This is a genomic window from Pseudomonas sp. NUPR-002 (genome assembly GCF_056322725.1).
Map to the genome: position 1 here is coordinate 2486743 of NZ_CM150476.1, position 18496 is coordinate 2505238.

An 18496-nucleotide genomic window follows, 5' to 3' on the forward strand; every position below is an offset into this window, starting at 1 on the left:
CTTGAGGCGATTTTTTCCGCGTTCTGCGTGGCTATTGAGCGACCAATAGCAGCGATTGCGGCACAGCGCTTTGCGGGTGTTGGGGCTCTTGCAGCGAAGTCAGGGTAAACCCGGCCATGTCCAGGGCATTGAGCCAGCTCGACAAGGTGCGAAAGTACCACGGCATCGGCTGCCATTGGCCGTTGAGCCCGCTGAAATGCTCTTCGCGCCAGCCGTCTTGATAGTTGCCGTCCGCCACCGCCCACGGGTGCAAGGTTTGAATCACCAGTGCGCCGCCAGGGGCGAGCAAAGCGTGCAGGGCGCTGAGCAGCGGGATGATGTCTTGATGCAGCAGGGCGAAATTGGCGCAGATCAAATCGTAGTCACGGCCGATGTCCACGCTTGCGGCCACCAGTTGCTCATAACTGGCCAGATGTACCGGCGCGGCACCTGCAGCCCGCGCCGCGTCAACCAGGGTGGCCTCACCGTCGACCCCGACCGCGTCAATGCCGCGGGCCGCCAGCGCCCGCAGCAACCAGCCTTCGCCGCAGCCGAGGTCGAGCACGCGTGTCGGCTGGCGGCCGAGCACCGCCAGCAGGATGGCCTGGTCGGTGACCTGCAGGCGACTGTCGATCGCGCCCTGGCGCACCGCGTCGATCCAGGACTGCGCATTGTGCTGCCAGCTCTGTACAAGGGAGGTTTCCGGGTTGGGCATGTGGCCATCCGAAGTTGGAGGGTGAGCTTGAAGGATAGGACAATCGCAGCAGCGGCTGTCACGCGAAAGCACAAGACTTCCTGGCGAAAAGCCGGATAATGGCGGCCAAATTGTTTTGCTGCTTATGATGGTATTCCCGCATGGAAATCAAGGTTAATTTTCTCGACAACCTCCGACTTGAAGCCAAGTTCGATGACTTCACGGTGGTCGCCGATCAACCTATCCGCTACAAGGGCGACGGTTCGGCCCCTGGGCCGTTCGATTATTTCCTGGCGTCTTCGGCGCTGTGCGCGGCGTACTTCGTCAAGCTGTATTGCCAAACGCGTGACATCCCCACCGAAAATATTCGTTTGGCGCAGAACAACATTGTTGATCCAGAAGACCGCTACAAGCAGATCTTCAAGATTCAAGTGGAGTTGCCAGCCGACATCAGCGCCAAGGATCGCCAGGGCATTCTGCGCTCCATCGAGCGCTGCACGGTGAAAAAGGTGGTGCAGACCGGGCCAGAGTTTGTCATCGAAGAAGTCGACAACCTGGACGCCAACGCCCAGGCCCTGCTGATGCTCGATTCGGCCTCGGACAAAAGCACTTACATTGCTGGCAAGGACCTGCCACTGGAGCAGACCATCGCCAATATGTCGGCGATCATGGCCGACTTGGGCATGAAAATCGAAGTCGCTTCGTGGCGCAATATCGTCCCCAACGTCTGGTCGCTGCACATCCGCGACGCGCAATCGCCGATGTGCTTCACCAACGGCAAGGGTTCTACCAAGGAAAGCGCCCTGGCTTCGGCGCTGGGTGAGTTCATCGAGCGACTGAACTGCAACTTCTTCTACAACGACCAGTTCTGGGGTGAAGACATTGCCAACGCGCCGTTCGTCCATTACCCCGAAGAGCGCTGGTTCAAGCCTGGCCGCAAAGATGAACTGCCGGCAGAAATCCTCGACGCCTATTGCCTGAAGATCTACAACGCCGACGGCGAACTGCGCGGTTCGCACCTGTACGACACCAACTCGGGCAATGAAGCGCGCGGCATCTGTTCGCTGCCGTACGTGCGCCAGTCCGATGGCGAGGTGGTGTATTTCCCCTCCAACCTGATCGAAAACCTCTACCTCAGCAACGGCATGAGCGCCGGCAACACCCTGGCCGAGGCGCAGGTGCAATGTTTGTCGGAAATCTTCGAACGCGCGGTCAAACGCGAAATTCTCGAGGGCGAGTTTGCCCTGCCGGATGTACCGCAAGAAGTTCTGGCGAAGTACCCCAGCATCCTCGCGGGTATTCAGGGCCTGGAAGCGCAGGGTTTCCCGGTGCTGGTCAAGGATGCCTCGTTGGGCGGTGAATTCCCGGTAATGTGCGTGACCTTGATGAACCCGCGTACCGGTGGGGTCTTTGCCTCGTTCGGTGCGCACCCAAGCTTTGAAGTGGCGCTGGAACGCAGCCTGACCGAGTTGCTCCAGGGGCGCAGCTTCGAAGGCCTGAACGATTTGCCGCAACCGACCTTTGCCGGCTACGCGGTGACCGAGCCGAACAACTTCGTCGAGCACTTCATCGACTCCAGCGGTGTGGTGTCGTGGCGCTTCTTCAGTGCCAGCGCCGATTTCGAGTTTGTCGAGTGGGACTTCTCCGGCCACGGCGAAGACTCCAATGTCCAGGAAGCCGCAACCTTGTTCGGTATTCTCGAGAGCATGGGCAAAGAAGCCTACATGGCGGTGTACGAGCACCTCGGCGCCACCGCTTGCCGGATTCTGGTGCCGGGTTATTCGGAAATCTATCCGATCGAAGACCTGATCTGGGACAACACCAACAAAGCGCTGTTCTTCCGCGAAGACATTCTCAACCTGCACCGCCTGAACGACAGCGAACTGCGTGCCTTGGTCGAGCGCCTGGAAGAGAGCGAACTGGATGACTACACCGACATCAAGACGCTGATCGGCATCGAATTCGATGACAACACCGCCTGGGGCCAGCTAACGATCCTGGAACTCAAACTGCTGATCTACCTGGCCCTCAAGCAATACGAAGACGCCAAAGACCGGGTGGAAACCTTCCTGCAGTTCAATGACAACACCGTTGAGCGTGGCTTGTTCTACCAGGCCTTGAACGTGGTGCTGGAGGTGGAGATCGACGACGACATGGTCATCGAAGACTACGAAGTCAACTTCCGCCGCATGTTCGGCAACGAGCGCATGGATGCGGCGCTGGGCTCGGTAGACGGCAGCGTACGTTTCTATGGCCTGACGCCGACCAGCATGAAGCTCGAAGGTCTGGACCGCCACCTACGCCTGATCGACAGCTACAAAAAACTGCACCAGGCACGGGCCACCAAACGGTAGGAGCGGGCTTGCCCCGCGAAGCGATGTAATAGACAAACCGCAATCCAAGGGCAAACCCAGTCACCACACCGCGACACCCACAACCGTCACTTACACTCAGCGAGCACCACCTTGCAGGTATTGGGGGTGCCGCCGGAGCGGCCGGCGTAGCGTATGCAGTTGTTCAAGGACTTCTGCCGCGCCATCTGCAGCGTGGCGCCCCAGGCCAGGCCACCTTCGCCTGCCGTCGGCAGGGCTTTGGCGAAACAGCTGGAACCTGCGCGTGAGCTTGAGTAATAGGTCGGCTTCGGTTTGCTTGAGCACCCCGCAGCCACGGCCAGGCAGAGGGCAAGCAGGCAAGGCACTAGCCGTGTTGAGCCTGTGAACGCTGGTTTGCCGATCATCCTGCATCCCCTCTGCAAAGCCGTGTTGCCGATCAGCTACGGATGAAGGCGAGCAGGTCGGCGTTGATGGTGTCTGCGTGGGTGGTGGGCATGCCGTGGGGGAACCCTTTGTAGGTTTTCAAGGTGCCGTTGCTGAGCAGTTTAGCCGAGAGCACGCCTGAGTTTTCGTAGGGCACGATCTGGTCGTCATCGCCATGCATCACCAGCACGGGCAGGGTAATGGCCTTCAGGTCGGCGGTGAAGTCGGTTTGCGAGAAAGCGACAATACCGTCGTAGTGCGCCTTGGCGCAGCCCATCATGCCCTGGCGCCACCAATTCCAGATCACCCCTTGTGAAGGCGCTGCGCCTGGGCGGTTGTAGCCGTAGAACGGCCCGGCCGGAATGTCGTGGTAGAACTGCGCGCGGTTGGCCGCCAGTTGCGCCTGCAGGTCGTCGAACACCGCCTTGGGCAGGCCGCCGGGGTTGCTATCGGTTTTTACCATCAGCGGCGGCACGGCGCCGAGGATCGCCGCTTTGCTGGCGCGTTCCTGGCCGTGACGGGCGAGGTAGTGCACCACTTCACCGCCACCGGTGGAGTGGCCGACATGCACCGCGCCTTGCACACCAAGGTGCTTGACCACCGCGGCCACGTCGTCGGCGTAATGGTCCATGTCGTGGCCATCCCAGACCTGGCTGGACCGTCCGTGGCCGCGCCGGTCGTGGGCGATCACCCGATAGCCCTGGGCGAGGAAAAACAGCATCTGTGCGTCCCAGTCATCGGCGCTCAGTGGCCAGCCATGGTGAAAGAAAATCACCGGGGCATCACGCGGGCCCCAGTCTTTGTAGAAGATTTCAACGCCGTCTTTGCTGGTAACGAATGCCATGCTCAGTGCTCCTCAGTGACGTGGGAACTGCGTGAACCTGCTGCGTATTTTCAATGCCCGGTGGAAGGCAATCTTTGAGCATAGGTCAACTGGTGGCCTGACGACGCACCTGTTCGAACACTGGCTTGTGGGAGCGGGCTTGCCCCGCGATAGCGATCTCCCTGTTACATCGCATCGCGGGGCAAGCCCGCTCCTACAGACGCAGCAACCGATCGGTCTGTTCTTGCTGATCACGACCGCGCTCGATCAGCCAGCGCTGAAAGCTGCGGCACTGGCTGCGGTGGAAGCTGTTGTGGTTCCAGGTCATGTAATACGAAGCCGGCATCGGTAAAGCGCGCGCGCAGGGGATCACCAGGCGGCCGTTAGCGATGTCGCGGCTGATCATCGAATACTGCGCCAGAACGATGCCTTGCCCTTCGATCGCCGCCTCAATAGCCATCGAGGACAGCGAATAGATCCGATAATTACCGATGCTCTCCTGAGTTTCGCCAGCCTCGGCAAACCATTGTTCCCACGATGGCGGTGAGTCGAACTTGGGCCGCCAGTCGATGGTAATCAGCGGGTACGCCAGCAACGCCTGTGGGGCAACCACGTCGGCCAGCACGGCAGGGCTGCAGGCGGGCACCACGCAATCGCGAAACAGCTCGATGGTGAGCTGGTCATCGTGGATACCTTCGCCGTAGCTCAAACGAAAATCCACGCCGTTGGCCTGCGCTTCCGACGGTTCGGTGTGCGTACCGTCGAGGTACACGCTCAACTGCGGATGCTGCAGTTGCCAGTCGGCCACCAGCGGCGCCAGCCATTTCGACAACAGCGAGGGCAGGGCGCTGATGTACAGGCTGTTGGCGTTCTTCGAGCGCTCCAGCTCGGCGTAGGCGGCGCGCAGGCGTTCGAAGGCCTGGCTGCAGCCTTCATGAAAACGCTGGCCCGCCGCATTCAGGCGCAGGCGCTGGCCTTCCTTGGCGGTCAGGTTCAAGCCCACCGCTTCTTCAAGAATTTTCATTTGCTGGCTGACAGCGCCTGCGGAAATACCCAGGCGTTTGGCCGCCTGAGTGATGCCGCCGCACAAGCCAACGGCTTCGAACACTTCCAGGGCACGCAACGGGGGGAGGTGGCTCATGAGCGCTCTCGACAGGCCTGAGGAAGGGCTATTTGTAGTTTAGAAATACTTAACAAATCAACAGAAAAGCCCATCTATTCTTTTGTTCGGTCCAGGCTTAGGCTTTTTCTCAAGAAGCCAAGGCTTCGCATAACAAAAAGAGGAGCTACATGCCATGTTCTTGAGAAACGCCTGGTACGCCGCCGCCTGGGACAGTGAAGTGAAGCAGGCCCTGCATGCAACCGTAGTGCTTGGCGAAGCCATCGTGCTGTACCGCAAGGGCGACGGCACGGTAGTGGCCTTGGAAGACGCCTGCCCGCACCGCAAACTGCCACTGTCGATGGGGCGCCTGCACGGTGACGTCGTGGAGTGTGGCTACCACGGGCTGACCTTCGATGGTGCTGGCAGCTGCGTGAAAGCCGCCTGCGTGTCGCGTATTCCGCAAGTGGCCAAGGTGCGCAGCTACCCGGTGCACGAACGCTATGGCCTGGTTTGGCTGTGGATGGGCGAGGCGGCGCTGGCCGACCCTGGCAAGCTGCTGGAGATCGCCGAGTGGGATGACCCGAACTGGGGCGTCAACCGCGGCGACTCGATGACCATCGAGTGCAACTACCTGTACATGACCGACAACCTGCTCGATCCCTCGCATGTCGCCTGGGTACACCAGAGCACCTTCGGTACTTCGGCGTGCGAGTCCGAACCGCTGAAAACCGTGGTCAACGATGACGGTGTGGTGGTGTCGCGCTGGCTCTACGACATCGATGTGGCGCCGTTCTACCAGCAATACCTGAAGTTCGAGGGGCGCTGCGACCGCCTGCAGTACTACGAAGTGCGCTACCCGGCGCACGCCATCATCAAAGGCGTGCACACCCCGGCCGGCCACGGCGGCGATGGCGCCCCGGCGCACCCGCAGGCGTTCTTGATGGACTCTTACAACTTCATGACCCCGGTCGATGAACACCGCACCCGCTATTACTGGTTCCAGTTGCGTAACTTCGACGCTGATGACGAAAACGTTTCGCGCCAGTTTGCCGCCGATGTGCGCCGTGCCTTCGAAGAAGACCGGGTGATCCTCGCGGCGGTGCATGCCGGGATGAAAAACCGCCAGAGTGCCAACATCGACCTGGCCATCGACGCCGGCCCCTTGCGCTTTCGCCGCGGCATGGAGCAGCGGATCCGCGAGGAACAGGCCTCTGCGGCCAACCTGATCACTACCCTTGAGGTCAACGCCCATGCTTGAAGCCATTCCGGCCGCGAAGGGCTTCGCGCGCTTTGAGGTGACCAGGAAGGTGCAAGAGAGTGCGTCGATCACCTCGTTCGTGCTCGAACCTGCAATCGACACCGGGCGCGTGGCGTTTCGCCCCGGGCAGTTCATTGTCGTGCGTATTCCTCAGGCCGAGGGGCCGCAGTTGCTGCGGGCCTACAGCCTGTCGAGCGACCCCGACGATGCCGCGCAGCTGCGCATTTCGGTCAAGCACGAACGCGCCCCGGCAAACGCCCCCGAGGTGCCGGCCGGTGTCGGCTCAAGCTTTCTGCATGAGGCGGTGCAGGTCGGTGAGCAGCTGGAGATTGCCGGCCCTGCGGGTAACTTCTTTCTTGATGAAAGCAGCGAACGCCCGGTGCTGCTGTTCAGCGGTGGGGTTGGCCTGACGCCGATGGTGAGCATGCTTCACCGCCTGGCCCATAGTTCACGGCCGGTGTATTTCATCCATGCCTGCGAGAACGGTGCGGTGCATGCCTTGCGCGATGAGGTGCTGGCGTTGGCGGGCGCGCGTGCCGGGATCACGGTGCATTTCTGCTACCGCCTGCCGAGCGAGCACGACCTGCAACAGGCGCATCACCACAGCAGTGGCCTGATCACCCGGCAGACATTGCAGGCGCTGCTACCGCTGGATGACTACGACGTATACCTGTGCGGGCCGCGGCCGTTCATGCAAGCGAACTGGCGTTTGCTGCGTGAGCTGGGCATCGACAAGGCGCGGATCCGCTACGAGTTCTTTGGCCCGGCGACGATCCTCGATGAAGACGAAAGCCCAGCCGCAGCCCCGCTCATAGTGCCTCAGGCAGGCACTGCGCTGAGCGTGCGCTTCGAGCCTGGCGGACCCAGCGTGACCTGGGATGACGCCTGCCCCTCGCTGCTCGATTGCGCCGAACAGGCCGGGCTGACGCCAGCGTTCAGCTGCCGTGCCGGGCTGTGCAACAGCTGCCTGACACCGCTGCTCAGCGGAACGGTCGAGTACAGCGAAGCGCCACTGATGACTCCCGAGCCCGGCCAGGTGCTGCTGTGTTGTGCGCGGCCCACCTCAGCGGTGGTACTGGGATTGAACAGCCAATAACGGCGCAGGCTGCGCTACTCATACCCCAATCAACCAAGGACCAACGGCCTATCGAACCACCTTTACCCCTGATGTGCCTTGCCTCGCGTGCCCTATACCGTGCCTCGCACCGGAGAATTAAAAGATGAACAACAAAAAAACACGATTCGCCGCCTGCTCGCTGATGATGATGCTTGCCAGCTTTTCGCTGAGCACCCACGCCAAGGAGTGGAACACCCTGCAGATCGCCACCGAAGGCGTCTATGAACCGTGGAACCGCACCTTGCCCGATGGCTCCTTCGATGGCTTCGAGCCGGAAATGGCCAAGGTCTTGTGCGAACGCATGAAGACCGACTGCACGATCGTCGCCCAGGATTGGGACGGCCTGATCCCCGGGCTCAAGGCCGGTAAATTCGATGTGGTCATGGATGCCCTGGCGATCAGTGCCGAGCGGCGCAAGGTCATCGATTTTTCGCGGCCTTACACCAAGGCACCGGCCACTTTTATCGCCCTGCAATCGAACGGCATTGACCTGGGGCGCGGCACCTTGCACCTGCGCGGCAAGCCGGAGCTGGACACGCCCGCTGTCGATGATTTGCGCAACCGTCTCAAAGGCAAGTTGATCGGTATTGTCAGCGGCACGGTGTACAGCAAATTCATTCGTGACCAGTTCGGCCAGGTGGCGACCATCCGCGAATACAAAACCCCGCCCGAGCCGCTGATGGACCTGAAAAACGGTCGGGTCGATGTGGTGTTCGAAGACCTCGGCTTTCTCTCCGGCGAGCTGCAGCGCGGCAACGACAGTGGCCTGGTGCTGGTCGGCCCGGCGATCAACGGGCCGATCTGGGGCGAGGGCGAGGCCTTCGGCATCCGCCCGGGCGAGCCGGAGCTCAAAGCCAAACTGGACGCCGCAATCGATTCGATGATCGCCGACGGCACCATCAGTGAATTGAGCCGCAAGTGGTTCAAGCACGACTTCACCCCGCCTACTGAGTAGATCCACAAGCCGTCCGGCGTCCTCGATGACGCCGGATGCTGACAGGCCGCTCACGCAGCCGCGTGGGCCGGCCGTTCTCTGACGGGCTTAGAGGCGGGACGACGGTGATCGACTTGATTGGTTTTGGCGCAAAGGGGTGGGGCAGCGTATTGCTGTTGGCGGCGCTGATGACGGTATTGGTGACCGTGGCGGCGTTGCTGATCGGCGCTGTACTCGGCGCAATGGTGGCGGCCGCCAAACTGCACGGCAACGGCTTGCTGCGCATGCTGGGCGAGGGCTACACCACGGTGTTCCGGGGCATTCCGGAATTGCTGGTGATCTATTTGTTCTTTTATGGCGGCTCAGCGTTGGTGAGCAGTGTCGGCGGGTTGTTCGGTGCCGAAGGCTTTATCAGTATGCCGGCGTTCCTGGTCGGGGCGCTGGCGGTGGGGGTGGTGTCTGGCGCCTATCAGGCCGAGGTGTACCGTGGTGCTTTCCAGGCGGTGTCGCGCAGTGAACTGGAAGCGGCGAAAGCGATCGGCATGCCCGTGATGCTGCGCTTTCGGCGGATCATCGCGCCGCAGATCCTGCGCTTTGCCCTGCCAGGCATCGGCGGTGTGTGGCAGATCAGCCTGAAAGACTCGGCACTGATCTCGGTAACCGGGCTGGTCGAGTTGATGCGCGCCAGCCGTGTTGCTGCGGCCTCCACCGGGCAGTTCGTGTTGTTCTTCATGACCGGCTGCGCGCTGTACCTGGTGCTGACGGGTATTTCCAACCTGATGTTCTCCCGTGCCGAACTGCGCGTGGGCAGAACCTTCCGCCGTGGCTGAACAGGGGACAGAGCATGTCTATTGATATCGCATTCATTGGCGACACCCTGGTGCAACTGCTGCGCGCGCTGCCGGTCACGCTGTTGCTGTTCGCCGCCTCGGTTGCCATCGGTACGCTGCTGGCCATGCTGGTGGTGTGGCTGCGGGTCTGCGAGGTTGCGTTGCTGCGGCACCTGGCGCGGGTTTACATCTTCCTGTTTCGCGGTTCGCCGCTGCTGATCCAGATGTTCTTGCTGTACTACGGCCTGAGCCAGTTCCCGGAGGTGCGCCAGAGTCCCTTCTGGCCGCTGCTGCGTGACCCGCTCAACTGCGCGGTGATCGCCCTGGCGCTGTGTACTGCCGGCTACATGGCGGAGATCTTTCGTGGTGGCTTGCTGGCCGTGCCGCCACAGCAGATCGAAGCCGGGCGCGCCGCCGGGATGTCGGGCGGGTTGCTGGCCCGCCGGATCATTATCCCGATTGCCCTGCGCAGCTGCCTGCCAGCCTATTCGACCGAGATCATCCTGATGATGAAGGCGACATCGCTGGCCAGCCTGGTCACGGTCTATGAAGTCTCGGGGGTCGCCCAGCGGATCATCGCCGAAACCTATCGCACGCTGGAGGTGTTCCTCTGCGCAGCGCTGATCTACCTGGTTCTGAACTTTCTGATTGTCCGCACACTGGCGTGGCTTGAACGCAGGCTGTCGCCGCAACAACCGCTCAGCGCCAATCCAACAACAAAAAAGTACGCGCTCAGCGTACCTAGAGGGTAAGTGGCATGACGACAAGTAACGATCCGGTGCTGCAGGTCAAACACCTGCGCAAATCCTTCGGCAACCTCGAAGTGCTCAAGGGCATCTCGCTGGACGCCCATGAGGGGGACGTGGTGTCGATTCTTGGCGCCAGCGGCTCAGGCAAGAGTACTTTCCTGCGCTGCATCAACCTGCTGGAAATCCCCGATGCCGGTGATATCCAGGTGGCGGGCGAGCAGGTGGCGTTCAAGCGTGGCCGCCATCGCTTGCGGGTGCCGGCCGACCGGCGCCAGGTGGACCGCATACGCCCGGAACTGGGCATGGTGTTCCAGAGCTTTGGCTTGTGGTCGCACCTGACCGTGCTGGAGAACGTGATTGAAGGCCCGGTGTATGTGCAAAAGCGCCGGCGTGCCGAGTGCATCGACGAGGCCGAGGCGCTGCTGGAAAAGGTCGGCATGGCCGACAAGCGCAACCACTACCCGGCGTTTCTGTCCGGCGGTCAGCAACAGCGCGTGGCCATTGCCCGCACCCTGGCGATGCGACCGCGGGTGATCCTGTTCGACGAGCCCACTTCGGCGCTCGACCCGGAGCTGGTGGGCGAAGTGCTGAAGGTTATGCGCGCGCTCGCCGAGGAGGGCCGCACCATGCTGGTGGTGACCCATGAAATGGGCTTTGCCCGCAATGTCTCCAACCGCGTGGTGTTCATGAACCAGGGGCTGATCGAGTCCCAGGGCACACCCCAAGAGATGTTCCAGGAACAGCGTTCGGAGCGCTTTAGCCGCTTCATTCTCAGCCACGCCTGAACGCACTGATCCCGTCGATTTTTCGCCTGTTCGCTAACGGGGCAGGCGTTCTACGCCCAAAAAAAGTCCATGAGCAGAGAGAGCACCGCAATGCCTATTCACCCAAAAGACCTCACCACCGTGGTACTGGACGACGCCAAGCCTTCCATCGAAGCGTTCATCGCGGTGGCCCGCTATGGCGCCAAGGTGAGTTTCTCCGACGCCTACCGTGCCCGGGTGACGCGTTCGCGTCAGTTGATCGAGCGCTTTCTTGAGGAAAACCGCCTGGTCTATGGCGTGACCACCGGCTTTGGCGACAACGTTCGCCATGTCATCTCCCCGCAGGATGCGCAAACCCTGCAGGTCAACATCGTGCGTTCCCACGCGGTGTCGGTGGGTGAGCCGCTGAACCGCGAGCAGGTGCGTGCGGTGCAGTTGATGATCTTGCTGAGCCTGGGCAAGGGTTACTCCGGCGTGCGCATGGCCTTGCTCGAACAGATCGCCGGGCTGCTCAACAACGACGTCGTGCCGTTTGCGCCGGGTGAAGGTTCGGTCGGTTATCTTGGCCCGGAAGGCCACCTGGCCCTGGTGCTGATCGGAGAAGGCCAGGCCAGCGTTGCCGGTGGCGACTGGGTAGACGGTGCAACCGCCTTGCGTCAGGTCGGTATGCAGCCGATCAGCCTGCAGTGCAAGGAAGGCCTGGCGATGCTCAACGGCACCACCTCGGTGACTGCGATCGCCACCCTGGCCCAGTACAACGCCAACCAGGCGGCACAGGCTGCGGATATTGCTGCGGCGATCTCGCTGCAGGCGCTCAAGGGCACCATTCGTGCCTTCGACCCGCGCTACCACAGCGTCAAGGCCCATGACACGCAGGCGCAGACTGCCCGTTACATCAAGCAGCTGTTGGCCGACAGCCAGTTGATCGAGGAGAACATCGACTACCGCCTGCAAGACACCTACAGCCTGCGCGCCATTCCCCAGGTGCATGGCGCGTCGAAGCAGTTCATCGCTTATGCCCAGGCGTGCATCGACAACGAGATCGCTTCGTCCGGCGACAACCCGGTGATCTACCCGACCGGTGAGGACGACGGCGTAGCCATCTCCGGGGCGAACTTCGATGGCTCTTACGTCGGTATGGCCGCCGACACCCTGTGCAACGCCATGACCAACCTGGCGAAGATTTCCGAGCGGCGTACCGACCGCATGGTCAACTCGCACTTCAGCGAAATGCCCGCGTTTCTGGTGCGCAACCCCGGGCTCAACAACGGCTACATGATCATCCAGTACACCGCCGCCGGGCTGCTGGGGGAGATGAAGGTGCTGTCGCAGCCTGCAACCATCGACAGCGTGTCGACCTGCGGTAACCAGGAAGACCCGGTGAGCTTCGCCTACAACGCCGCGATCAAGGCCTATCAGGTGTCGCGCAAGCTGGAATCGGTGTTGGCGATTGAAGTGCTGGTCGGTTGCCAGGCCCTGGATTTCCATGCGCTGGACAAAGCCTCCAGCGCCACCCGGGCTCTCTATGACCTGGTACGCAGCCGTGTGCCAGTGGCCAATGAAGACCGTGCGTTCTACCCCGACATCGTCGCGGTCACCGAGCAACTGCGCTCCGGTGAGCTGTTGGCCTGTCTAGACCGTGTGCTGGCCAATCAGTAATTGAAGACTTATCACCCCGTTGAATAAAACAAGGAACAGAACCATGGCTGTGTTTACCCACGTTACTGTCGGCACCAACGACTTGCGCAAAGCCCGTGCTTTCTATGATGAGGTGCTCGGCCAGTTCGGCATGCAGCGCCTGGCCGATCTGGGTGACAACGGGTCGATCTGGGGTATCGATACCCCTTCGTTCTTCGTGCTGAAACCGGCCAATGGGCAGCCTGCCAGTGTTGGCAATGGTGTGACGGTGAGTTTCCAGGCGCCTGACCGTGCAAGCATCGATGCGGCGCACCTGAGCGCCTTGGCCCTTGGTGGAAAGGATGAAGGCCGCCCAGGCGCGCGCGACTGGAAAGCGCATGCCTATGCAGCGTACTTCCGCGATCTGGATGGCAACAAAATCGCCGCCTATTGCTTCAACGCCAATCAAGGTAACTCAGCGTAGTTTGGCGCCGGAATCACCCAGTGATTCCGGCGCCAAACCCGTGCTCAGGCCTGCAACGCCAGTTGCATGCCGGCCAGCTTGATGCAGGTTTCTTCGTATTCACTGGCCGGGTCCGAGCAGTGCACGATGCCACAGCCAGCGAACAACCGCGCCTGCTCGCCATTCAACAACGCCGAGCGCAAGCCGACGATGAACTCACCATTGCCGCGCGCATCCAGCCAGCCGAGCGGTGCGGCATACCAACCGCGGTCGAAACCTTCGAAACGGCGGATATGCTCCATGGCCTGCTGGCGTTCGTGGCCGCCGACGGCGGGGGTAGGGTGCAGGGTTGCGACCACTTGCAACAGGCTGCTCTGCGCGTGCAACTGGCCTTCAATCACGGTGCTCAGGTGTTGTACCCGACTCAGCCGCTGTATCGACGGTGCGGGCGGGACCTGCAGCTGGCTGACCCACGGGGCCAGGTCGTTCTCGATGATCTGCACCACCACCGCATGTTCGTCACGGTTTTTCGCGCAATCCATCAGGGCCTGTGCCAACTGTGCGTCTTGCTCTGGTGCGGGGTCGCGGCGGATGGTGCCGGCCAGTGCCAGGGTCTGCAGATGGCCGTCGTGCAGTTTGACCAGGCGCTCTGGTGAAGCACCGAGGAAACAGCTCTGCTGTCGGCGGAAGGCGAACAGGTACGCCGAGGGGTCGTTGCTGGCCAGGCGCGTCAGGGTGCGGCCAGGGCTGACGGCGTGGCTGAACTCACTGATGACTTCTCGCGCCAATACCACCTTTTTCATCGAGGTCTGCCGCAGCGCGTCCAGTGCATGGACGATTTTGCTTTCCCAGCAGGCGCGTGGCAGGAACTGGTCGCGGGTATGCTGCGGCGCCTGAGCCGTGAGCGGCGGCGACAGGTAGCGATCCATCAACGCGTTCCATTCATTGATGACCTGCTCGCAACGCAGGCGGGCGTTGTCCGCGGCGTCGATGCGCTGCTGGCACACTAACCAGCAGCCGTCATCGTCGCGTATCAGCAGCAGGCTCATCAGCCGCATCGAGGCATCGCCAAAACCCTGCCAGGCACTGCTGGCGCTGGCCTGATGATCGAAGCGAAAGCCGCCGCACAGGGTCGGTGGCTGCGGCCCGGCGATCACCGCGCTGTGCAACCACTGCTGCCATTGCCGGTCCACCGCTGCGAAGCGCTGCTCGCCAGCGCCACTCAGCTCTGCGGCCACGCCCCAGCCGAACAGGCTCTTGCCGCCATCGGCGGCGCGCCAGAACACGCTGTCGGTGTCGGGCCGGTCGACACGGCAGAATAACGCCAGCAAGTCCATGTCGTTGATCGCCAGGGCGTAGCTGGCCAGCACTGGCGTGCCGAGTCTGGCGGCACGTTCGCGGGCCTGTTCGAACACCTGGGTCAGCGCTTGGGCGTGGGGCTCCAGCGGTGTAAAGGCGTTCATGCCGGCGCTCTCGTGGCGCGCCAGTGCCGTACTTGCTGGCTGATGTACCAGTGGATGATTTGTGCGAACAAGGTCTCGACAAAGTGCGCTTCAAGCCCGGCCTCTTCGGCCCATTGGCGCCGCTGCGGGAGCATCTGCGCGACGCGTTCGGGGGCGGCGATGCTGCTTTCAGTCGGCTTGAAGCGCGCCGCAGCTTTGACGTAGGCCATGCGCTGGCGCATGAGTTCGATGATCTGGTGGTCCAGTGTATCGATGGCGACACGAATGTCCGCCAGGCCTTCACAAGCGTCAGGGGTTTTCATCAGCAGGGTTCCTAAAGGGCAGGGGAGGTGAGCGGGCGGCGGCCCAGCAGGGTGTTCGACACTGCGTCGAGGACTGCCTGGCGTTGCTCGATCAGGTAGAAGTGGTTGCCTTGCCAGCGCTGCAGGTGCAGTGGCTGGAGGCTGGCGGCTTGCCAGGCCAGGGCTTCGTCGAGATCGATCTCCGGGTCTTGTTCGGGGTAGAACACCGCGATCCGAGCGTTCAACGCCGTTGGCTGCGGGCAGCCGTAGGTTTCGACAATGCGGTAGTCGTTGCGCAGGCTGGGCAGGAACAGCTCGCGCAGGCCCGGGTCTTCGAGCAGCGGATTGGGGCGGTTGGCGAGGCGCCGGACATCATCGAGCAGGGCGTCGTCCGGACCACTGTGCAACTGCCCGCCACGCTGGCGTTGCGGGGCCGGGTGGGCGGAAATGAACAGGTGCTCGACGCTGATTGCCTGTTGCTCCAGGCGCGTTGCCACTTCGTAAGCCACCGCCGCGCCGAGGCTGTGGCCGAACAACGCCAGGGGGCGGTCGGCATACCCTTGCAGGGCCTGGCAGGCCGCTTCGGCAAGGCTGTGCATGTCGCTCAGGCAGGGTTCGTTGAAGCGGTCTTCACGCCCCGGGTACTGAATGGCCAACAGGTCGATGTCGCCGGGCAGGCTGCTGGCCCAGTCACGGAAAAAACTCGCGCTACCGCCCGCATGGGCGAAACACACCAGGCGCCAGCGTGGCATCGGCGACAGGCGCAAGGGGCGTACCCAGCGCTCGCCCTGGGCCAGCAGGTCAGCGATCACGAGGCAGTGCTCCCACGCTGGGCATCGAGCCACGCCAGGCGCAGGCGTTCGCGCAAGTCCTTGCGGCTGACCTTGCCAACCCCGGTCTGCGGGAACTGCGGCACAAACTCGATACGGTCCGGCACTTTGAACGCGGCCAGGCCCTGGCTGCGCAGGTGCTGTTTCAGACCAAACGCCGATGGCGCCGGATCGCGGGCGACGATAAAGGCGCAGGTGGACTCGCCCAGCAGCGCATCGGGCATCGCCACCAGGGCGGCGTCATGCACCTGCGGATGATTGATCAGCAGGTTTTCCACTTCCTCGGCAGCCACTTTTTCGCCGCCGCGGTTGATCTGGTCCTTGTCGCGTCCCTCGACCACCAGGTAGCCCTCGGGCGTGCGCCGTACGCGGTCGCCACTGCAATAGAAGCCATCCGCGGTGAACGCCTTGGCATTGTGTTCGGGCAGGCGGTAGTAGCCACGAATGGTGTAAGGCCCGCGCACCTGCAGCTCGCCGACTTCACCGTCGGCCACCGGCTGCCCGTGCTCATCGACGATGCGCACTTCGTCGTCGGCGCACAGCGGGCGGCCCTGGGTGTGCAGGATCAGCGCCTGCGGGTCATCCAGGCGGGTGTAGCACAGCAGCCCCTCGGCCATGCCCAGTACTTGCTGCAAGGCGCAGCCAAGCACCGGTGTGACGCGCGCGGCGGCGGTGCTGAGCAATTTCGCGCCGCCAACCTGCAGCACGCGTAGGCTCGACAGGTCAGCCTGGCGCTGGCTCTGGGCATCGAGCCAGAGCATTGCCAGCGGTGGCACCAGCGCGGTGAACGTGACTCGCTCGCGGCTGATCAGGGCAAAGCAAGTGTCCGGGTCGGAGCGCTGGGTACACACCACCCGGCCACCGGCCAACAGGGTGCCGATCACCCCGGGGCAGCACAGGGTGAAGTTGTGCGCCATGGGCAGGGCAGTCAGGTATACCGTGTGCGCGTCCAGCCCGCATACGGCGCTGCTGGCGCGCACGTTATAGAGGTACTCAGCGTGGCGCCGGGGAATCAGCTTGGGCGTGCCGGTGGTGCCGCCTGAAAGCTGGAAGCAGGCTACTGCCCCGGCGCTGCCTGCGTCATGTTCAAGCGGCTCGCTGCGGTACAGCGTGCTCAGGGTGGTGAATTCTTCGCTGTTGCCCTCGATCACCACGTGCTGCAGGTGCGGGTTGGCTGCGACTAATTGGCGCGCCATCTGCCGGCAGTCAAAGCCTTCCAACTGCTCGCAGCCGATGTACGCCGAGGCCTGGGCGAAGGCGCAAAAGCCACCGATCTCATGCTGGCGATGCGCGGGCAGGGCGAGGATCGGCCGGGCGCCGAGGCGAAACAGGGCGAAGCACACTTCGATGAAGGCGCTGCCGTTAGGCAGGTGCACCACCACGTTGTCAGCGGCCTTGATCCCCAGTGCCTGCAGGCCACCAGCCAGGCGTCGGCAGCGTTCTGCCAGGCTGCGGTAGTTCAGGTGCAGGGGGCCGTCGGTAATCGCAATCGCCGAGGGGTTGCGGGCTGCGGCGGCGTCCAGGGCCTGGGTGAACGTCTGGTCTTGCCAGTAGCCGGCTTGACGGTAGCGCTCGATGAACGCTGCCGGCCAGTCAGGTGCATCTCCCAAGGCGTCTGGAGTGCGGGTTGCACAGAGCAATGACATGGAATCCCCTCAATGTAGAAATAGTTCGCTACATATGGCTAAATGAGATCTATTATCATTGTCTTTTCGCTCTGGCATCTCAACGCGAAGGCTTTCGGTAGCGCGGCTTTTTCATTAGATGAAATGCGCAACGGCTTCAAACAGGGAGGTTTACGGATTAAATGCCTCCCGTAATTTCAGGTCAGGCCCCGCGTAATGGCCTCAGGATTAAGGGAAAACCCAATGACTATTACGATCATCGCCCCAACTCAGCACGAAACGCAGGCCGAGCCCAAGGGCAACCAACCCGGTACGGTCTACCTGGAACCGCACATGACCCTGGTCACAGGCACGCTGTGGTCTGAGAGCGAAGAGTGGGTCGAAGACCCGCTGGAGCGCGGTCTCAAGTTGATTCTGGTGCAGAGCGGCGAGCTGTCTTGCCGGATTCCCGGGCATGCCGAGCAATCGATCCGCGGCCCGAGCCTGTGCACCATCGTCAATGACGGCGAGTTCACCTCTGCGCAGATCTACGGCACCTCGACGCCGCTGCGCTACACCATCGTGCAACTGGACCTGGAGTCGCTGGACCGGCACCTGGGCATGGCCCCACGCAAACTGTTGGCCAGCAGTGGTGGCGACCCTTACATGATGGTGCGCCCGGCACCGCGGGCAATGCAGGCACTGGCCACGCAAATTGCCACCTGCCCGATGCAGGGCCCGAGCCGCTCGCTGTACCTGGGCGGCAAGGCCCTGGAGTTGACGGCGCTGAGTGCGCAGTTCCTGCTTAACGAGCGCGGGCAGCCAGAACAGAAGCTGCGCATTACCGCTTCGGATGTCGAGCGCGTGCACGCCGCGCGCGATCGTCTGGTGCGTTCGCTGCTCGAGCCGCCGAGCTTGAATGAACTGGCCAGCCATGTCGGCATGAGCCCACGCAAACTCACCGCCGGGTTTCGCAAGGTCTATGGCACCAGTGTGTTTGGCTACCTGCACGAACATCGCCTCAGCGAAGCGCATCGCATGCTCAGTGATGAAGAGAGCAATGTGTCTACCGTTGCCTACGGTGTGGGCTACAGCCCGGCGCATTTCTCGATTGCCTTTCGCAAGCGTTACGGCGTTTCGCCCAGTGAGATCCGCTGATCAGGCCAGCGCTGGGCGTCACTGTCTCTGAATCGAATGAAAAGGCCTGTGCATCTAAAGCCCTGAACGCTTTC

General features: G+C 62.3%; 18 protein-coding genes. 10 read left to right on the top strand and 8 right to left on the bottom strand.

The genetic code is table 11. From position 1 onward, the window contains the following. Positions 1 to 31 precede the first annotated feature (31 nt). Positions 32 to 694, bottom strand: a complete 663-nt coding sequence (locus ACVWSC_RS11405; protein ID WP_442113732.1) for a class I SAM-dependent methyltransferase — start codon at positions 692 to 694, stop codon at positions 32 to 34. 140 nt (positions 695 to 834) lie between these two features. On the opposite strand from ACVWSC_RS11405, the gene ACVWSC_RS11410 reads away from it, so the two are divergent. Next, positions 835 to 3027: an OsmC domain/YcaO domain-containing protein gene (locus ACVWSC_RS11410; RefSeq protein WP_442113733.1), complete on the top strand. Its 2193-nt coding sequence runs from the start codon at positions 835 to 837 to the stop codon at positions 3025 to 3027. A gap of 86 nt (positions 3028 to 3113) precedes the next feature. Here the strand turns inward: ACVWSC_RS11410 and ACVWSC_RS11415 are convergent, their stop codons facing one another. From ACVWSC_RS11415 to ACVWSC_RS11425, 3 genes are all read right to left on the bottom strand, one after another. Next, positions 3114 to 3410, bottom strand: coding sequence for a hypothetical protein (locus tag ACVWSC_RS11415; RefSeq protein ID WP_442113734.1), 297 nt, complete (start codon positions 3408 to 3410; stop codon positions 3114 to 3116). Between the two features lie 32 nt (positions 3411 to 3442). Further along, complete coding sequence (locus ACVWSC_RS11420; protein WP_442113735.1) at positions 3443 to 4273, bottom strand: alpha/beta fold hydrolase; 831 nt, start codon at positions 4271 to 4273, stop codon at positions 3443 to 3445. A gap of 193 nt (positions 4274 to 4466) precedes the next feature. Further along, positions 4467 to 5393 carry a LysR substrate-binding domain-containing protein gene (locus ACVWSC_RS11425; protein WP_442113736.1) on the bottom strand — a complete coding sequence of 309 codons (927 nt, stop codon included), beginning with the start codon at positions 5391 to 5393 and terminating at the stop codon, positions 4467 to 4469. A gap of 154 nt (positions 5394 to 5547) precedes the next feature. Here ACVWSC_RS11425 and ACVWSC_RS11430 point away from each other — a divergent pair, with 154 nt between their 5' ends. The 8 genes from ACVWSC_RS11430 to ACVWSC_RS11465 all read left to right on the top strand — a co-directional run bounded on the left by ACVWSC_RS11430 (position 5548) and on the right by ACVWSC_RS11465 (position 13107). Next, positions 5548 to 6612 (top strand): aromatic ring-hydroxylating dioxygenase subunit alpha, encoded by a 1065-nt coding sequence (locus ACVWSC_RS11430; protein WP_442113737.1) that lies wholly within the window; start codon positions 5548 to 5550, stop codon positions 6610 to 6612. Continuing rightward, positions 6605 to 7708, top strand: a complete 1104-nt coding sequence (locus ACVWSC_RS11435) for an FAD-binding oxidoreductase (RefSeq protein WP_442113738.1) — start codon at positions 6605 to 6607, stop codon at positions 7706 to 7708. The genes ACVWSC_RS11430 and ACVWSC_RS11435 overlap by 8 nt, the downstream gene beginning before the upstream one ends. A 124-nt stretch (positions 7709 to 7832) precedes the next feature. Then, complete coding sequence (locus ACVWSC_RS11440) at positions 7833 to 8684, top strand: transporter substrate-binding domain-containing protein (protein ID WP_442113739.1); 852 nt, start codon at positions 7833 to 7835, stop codon at positions 8682 to 8684. 104 nt (positions 8685 to 8788) lie between these two features. Next, entirely contained in the window at positions 8789 to 9493 is a 705-nt protein-coding gene (locus ACVWSC_RS11445; protein ID WP_442113740.1) for an ABC transporter permease, read from the top strand. Between the two features lie 14 nt (positions 9494 to 9507). Then, positions 9508 to 10245, top strand: coding sequence for an ABC transporter permease (locus tag ACVWSC_RS11450; protein ID WP_442113741.1), 738 nt, complete (start codon positions 9508 to 9510; stop codon positions 10243 to 10245). Between the two features lie 5 nt (positions 10246 to 10250). Next, the gene (locus tag ACVWSC_RS11455; protein WP_442113742.1) at positions 10251 to 11027 is read left to right on the top strand and encodes an ABC transporter ATP-binding protein; all 777 of its coding nucleotides are present in this window, start codon (positions 10251 to 10253) and stop codon (positions 11025 to 11027) included. Positions 11028 to 11117: 90 nt separating this feature from the next. Further along, positions 11118 to 12665 (top strand): HAL/PAL/TAL family ammonia-lyase, encoded by a 1548-nt coding sequence (locus ACVWSC_RS11460; protein WP_442113743.1) that lies wholly within the window; start codon positions 11118 to 11120, stop codon positions 12663 to 12665. 43 nt (positions 12666 to 12708) lie between these two features. Further along, positions 12709 to 13107: a VOC family protein gene (locus ACVWSC_RS11465; protein WP_442113744.1), complete on the top strand. Its 399-nt coding sequence runs from the start codon at positions 12709 to 12711 to the stop codon at positions 13105 to 13107. A gap of 44 nt (positions 13108 to 13151) precedes the next feature. On the opposite strand, the gene ACVWSC_RS11470 is transcribed toward ACVWSC_RS11465, so the two are convergent. The 4 genes from ACVWSC_RS11470 to ACVWSC_RS11485 are packed head-to-tail and all read right to left on the bottom strand — an operon-like array spanning position 13152 to position 17306. Then, positions 13152 to 14549 carry an isochorismate synthase gene (locus ACVWSC_RS11470; RefSeq protein WP_442113745.1) on the bottom strand — a complete coding sequence of 466 codons (1398 nt, stop codon included), beginning with the start codon at positions 14547 to 14549 and terminating at the stop codon, positions 13152 to 13154. Then, positions 14546 to 14851 carry an isochorismate lyase gene (locus ACVWSC_RS11475; RefSeq protein ID WP_442113746.1) on the bottom strand — a complete coding sequence of 102 codons (306 nt, stop codon included), beginning with the start codon at positions 14849 to 14851 and terminating at the stop codon, positions 14546 to 14548. Before ACVWSC_RS11475 ends, ACVWSC_RS11470 begins: the two co-directional genes overlap by 4 nt. A gap of 11 nt (positions 14852 to 14862) precedes the next feature. Beyond that, positions 14863 to 15642, bottom strand: a complete 780-nt coding sequence (locus ACVWSC_RS11480; protein ID WP_442113747.1) for a thioesterase II family protein — start codon at positions 15640 to 15642, stop codon at positions 14863 to 14865. Then, on the bottom strand, positions 15639 to 17306 hold the full coding sequence (locus ACVWSC_RS11485; protein ID WP_442113748.1) for a (2,3-dihydroxybenzoyl)adenylate synthase: 1668 nt from the start codon (positions 17304 to 17306) through the stop codon (positions 15639 to 15641). Before ACVWSC_RS11485 ends, ACVWSC_RS11480 begins: the two co-directional genes overlap by 4 nt. A gap of 222 nt (positions 17307 to 17528) precedes the next feature. Between ACVWSC_RS11485 and ACVWSC_RS11490 the strand changes: the two genes are divergently transcribed. Further along, entirely contained in the window at positions 17529 to 18422 is an 894-nt protein-coding gene (locus ACVWSC_RS11490; RefSeq protein ID WP_442113749.1) for a helix-turn-helix transcriptional regulator, read from the top strand. The last annotated feature ends 74 nt before the right edge of the window (positions 18423 to 18496 follow it).

Coding starts and splice junctions, on each gene's coding strand:
- ACVWSC_RS11405 (WP_442113732.1), bottom strand. CDS start 694: ATGCCCAACCCGGAAACCTCCCTTGTACAGAGCTGGCAGCACAATGCG.
- ACVWSC_RS11410 (WP_442113733.1), top strand. CDS start 835: ATGGAAATCAAGGTTAATTTTCTCGACAACCTCCGACTTGAAGCCAAG.
- ACVWSC_RS11415 (WP_442113734.1), bottom strand. CDS start 3,410: ATGATCGGCAAACCAGCGTTCACAGGCTCAACACGGCTAGTGCCTTGC.
- ACVWSC_RS11420 (WP_442113735.1), bottom strand. CDS start 4,273: ATGGCATTCGTTACCAGCAAAGACGGCGTTGAAATCTTCTACAAAGAC.
- ACVWSC_RS11425 (WP_442113736.1), bottom strand. CDS start 5,393: ATGAGCCACCTCCCCCCGTTGCGTGCCCTGGAAGTGTTCGAAGCCGTT.
- ACVWSC_RS11430 (WP_442113737.1), top strand. CDS start 5,548: ATGTTCTTGAGAAACGCCTGGTACGCCGCCGCCTGGGACAGTGAAGTG.
- ACVWSC_RS11435 (WP_442113738.1), top strand. CDS start 6,605: ATGCTTGAAGCCATTCCGGCCGCGAAGGGCTTCGCGCGCTTTGAGGTG.
- ACVWSC_RS11440 (WP_442113739.1), top strand. CDS start 7,833: ATGAACAACAAAAAAACACGATTCGCCGCCTGCTCGCTGATGATGATG.
- ACVWSC_RS11450 (WP_442113741.1), top strand. CDS start 9,508: ATGTCTATTGATATCGCATTCATTGGCGACACCCTGGTGCAACTGCTG.
- ACVWSC_RS11455 (WP_442113742.1), top strand. CDS start 10,251: ATGACGACAAGTAACGATCCGGTGCTGCAGGTCAAACACCTGCGCAAA.
- ACVWSC_RS11460 (WP_442113743.1), top strand. CDS start 11,118: ATGCCTATTCACCCAAAAGACCTCACCACCGTGGTACTGGACGACGCC.
- ACVWSC_RS11465 (WP_442113744.1), top strand. CDS start 12,709: ATGGCTGTGTTTACCCACGTTACTGTCGGCACCAACGACTTGCGCAAA.
- ACVWSC_RS11470 (WP_442113745.1), bottom strand. CDS start 14,549: ATGAACGCCTTTACACCGCTGGAGCCCCACGCCCAAGCGCTGACCCAG.
- ACVWSC_RS11475 (WP_442113746.1), bottom strand. CDS start 14,851: ATGAAAACCCCTGACGCTTGTGAAGGCCTGGCGGACATTCGTGTCGCC.
- ACVWSC_RS11485 (WP_442113748.1), bottom strand. CDS start 17,306: ATGTCATTGCTCTGTGCAACCCGCACTCCAGACGCCTTGGGAGATGCA.
- ACVWSC_RS11490 (WP_442113749.1), top strand. CDS start 17,529: ATGACTATTACGATCATCGCCCCAACTCAGCACGAAACGCAGGCCGAG.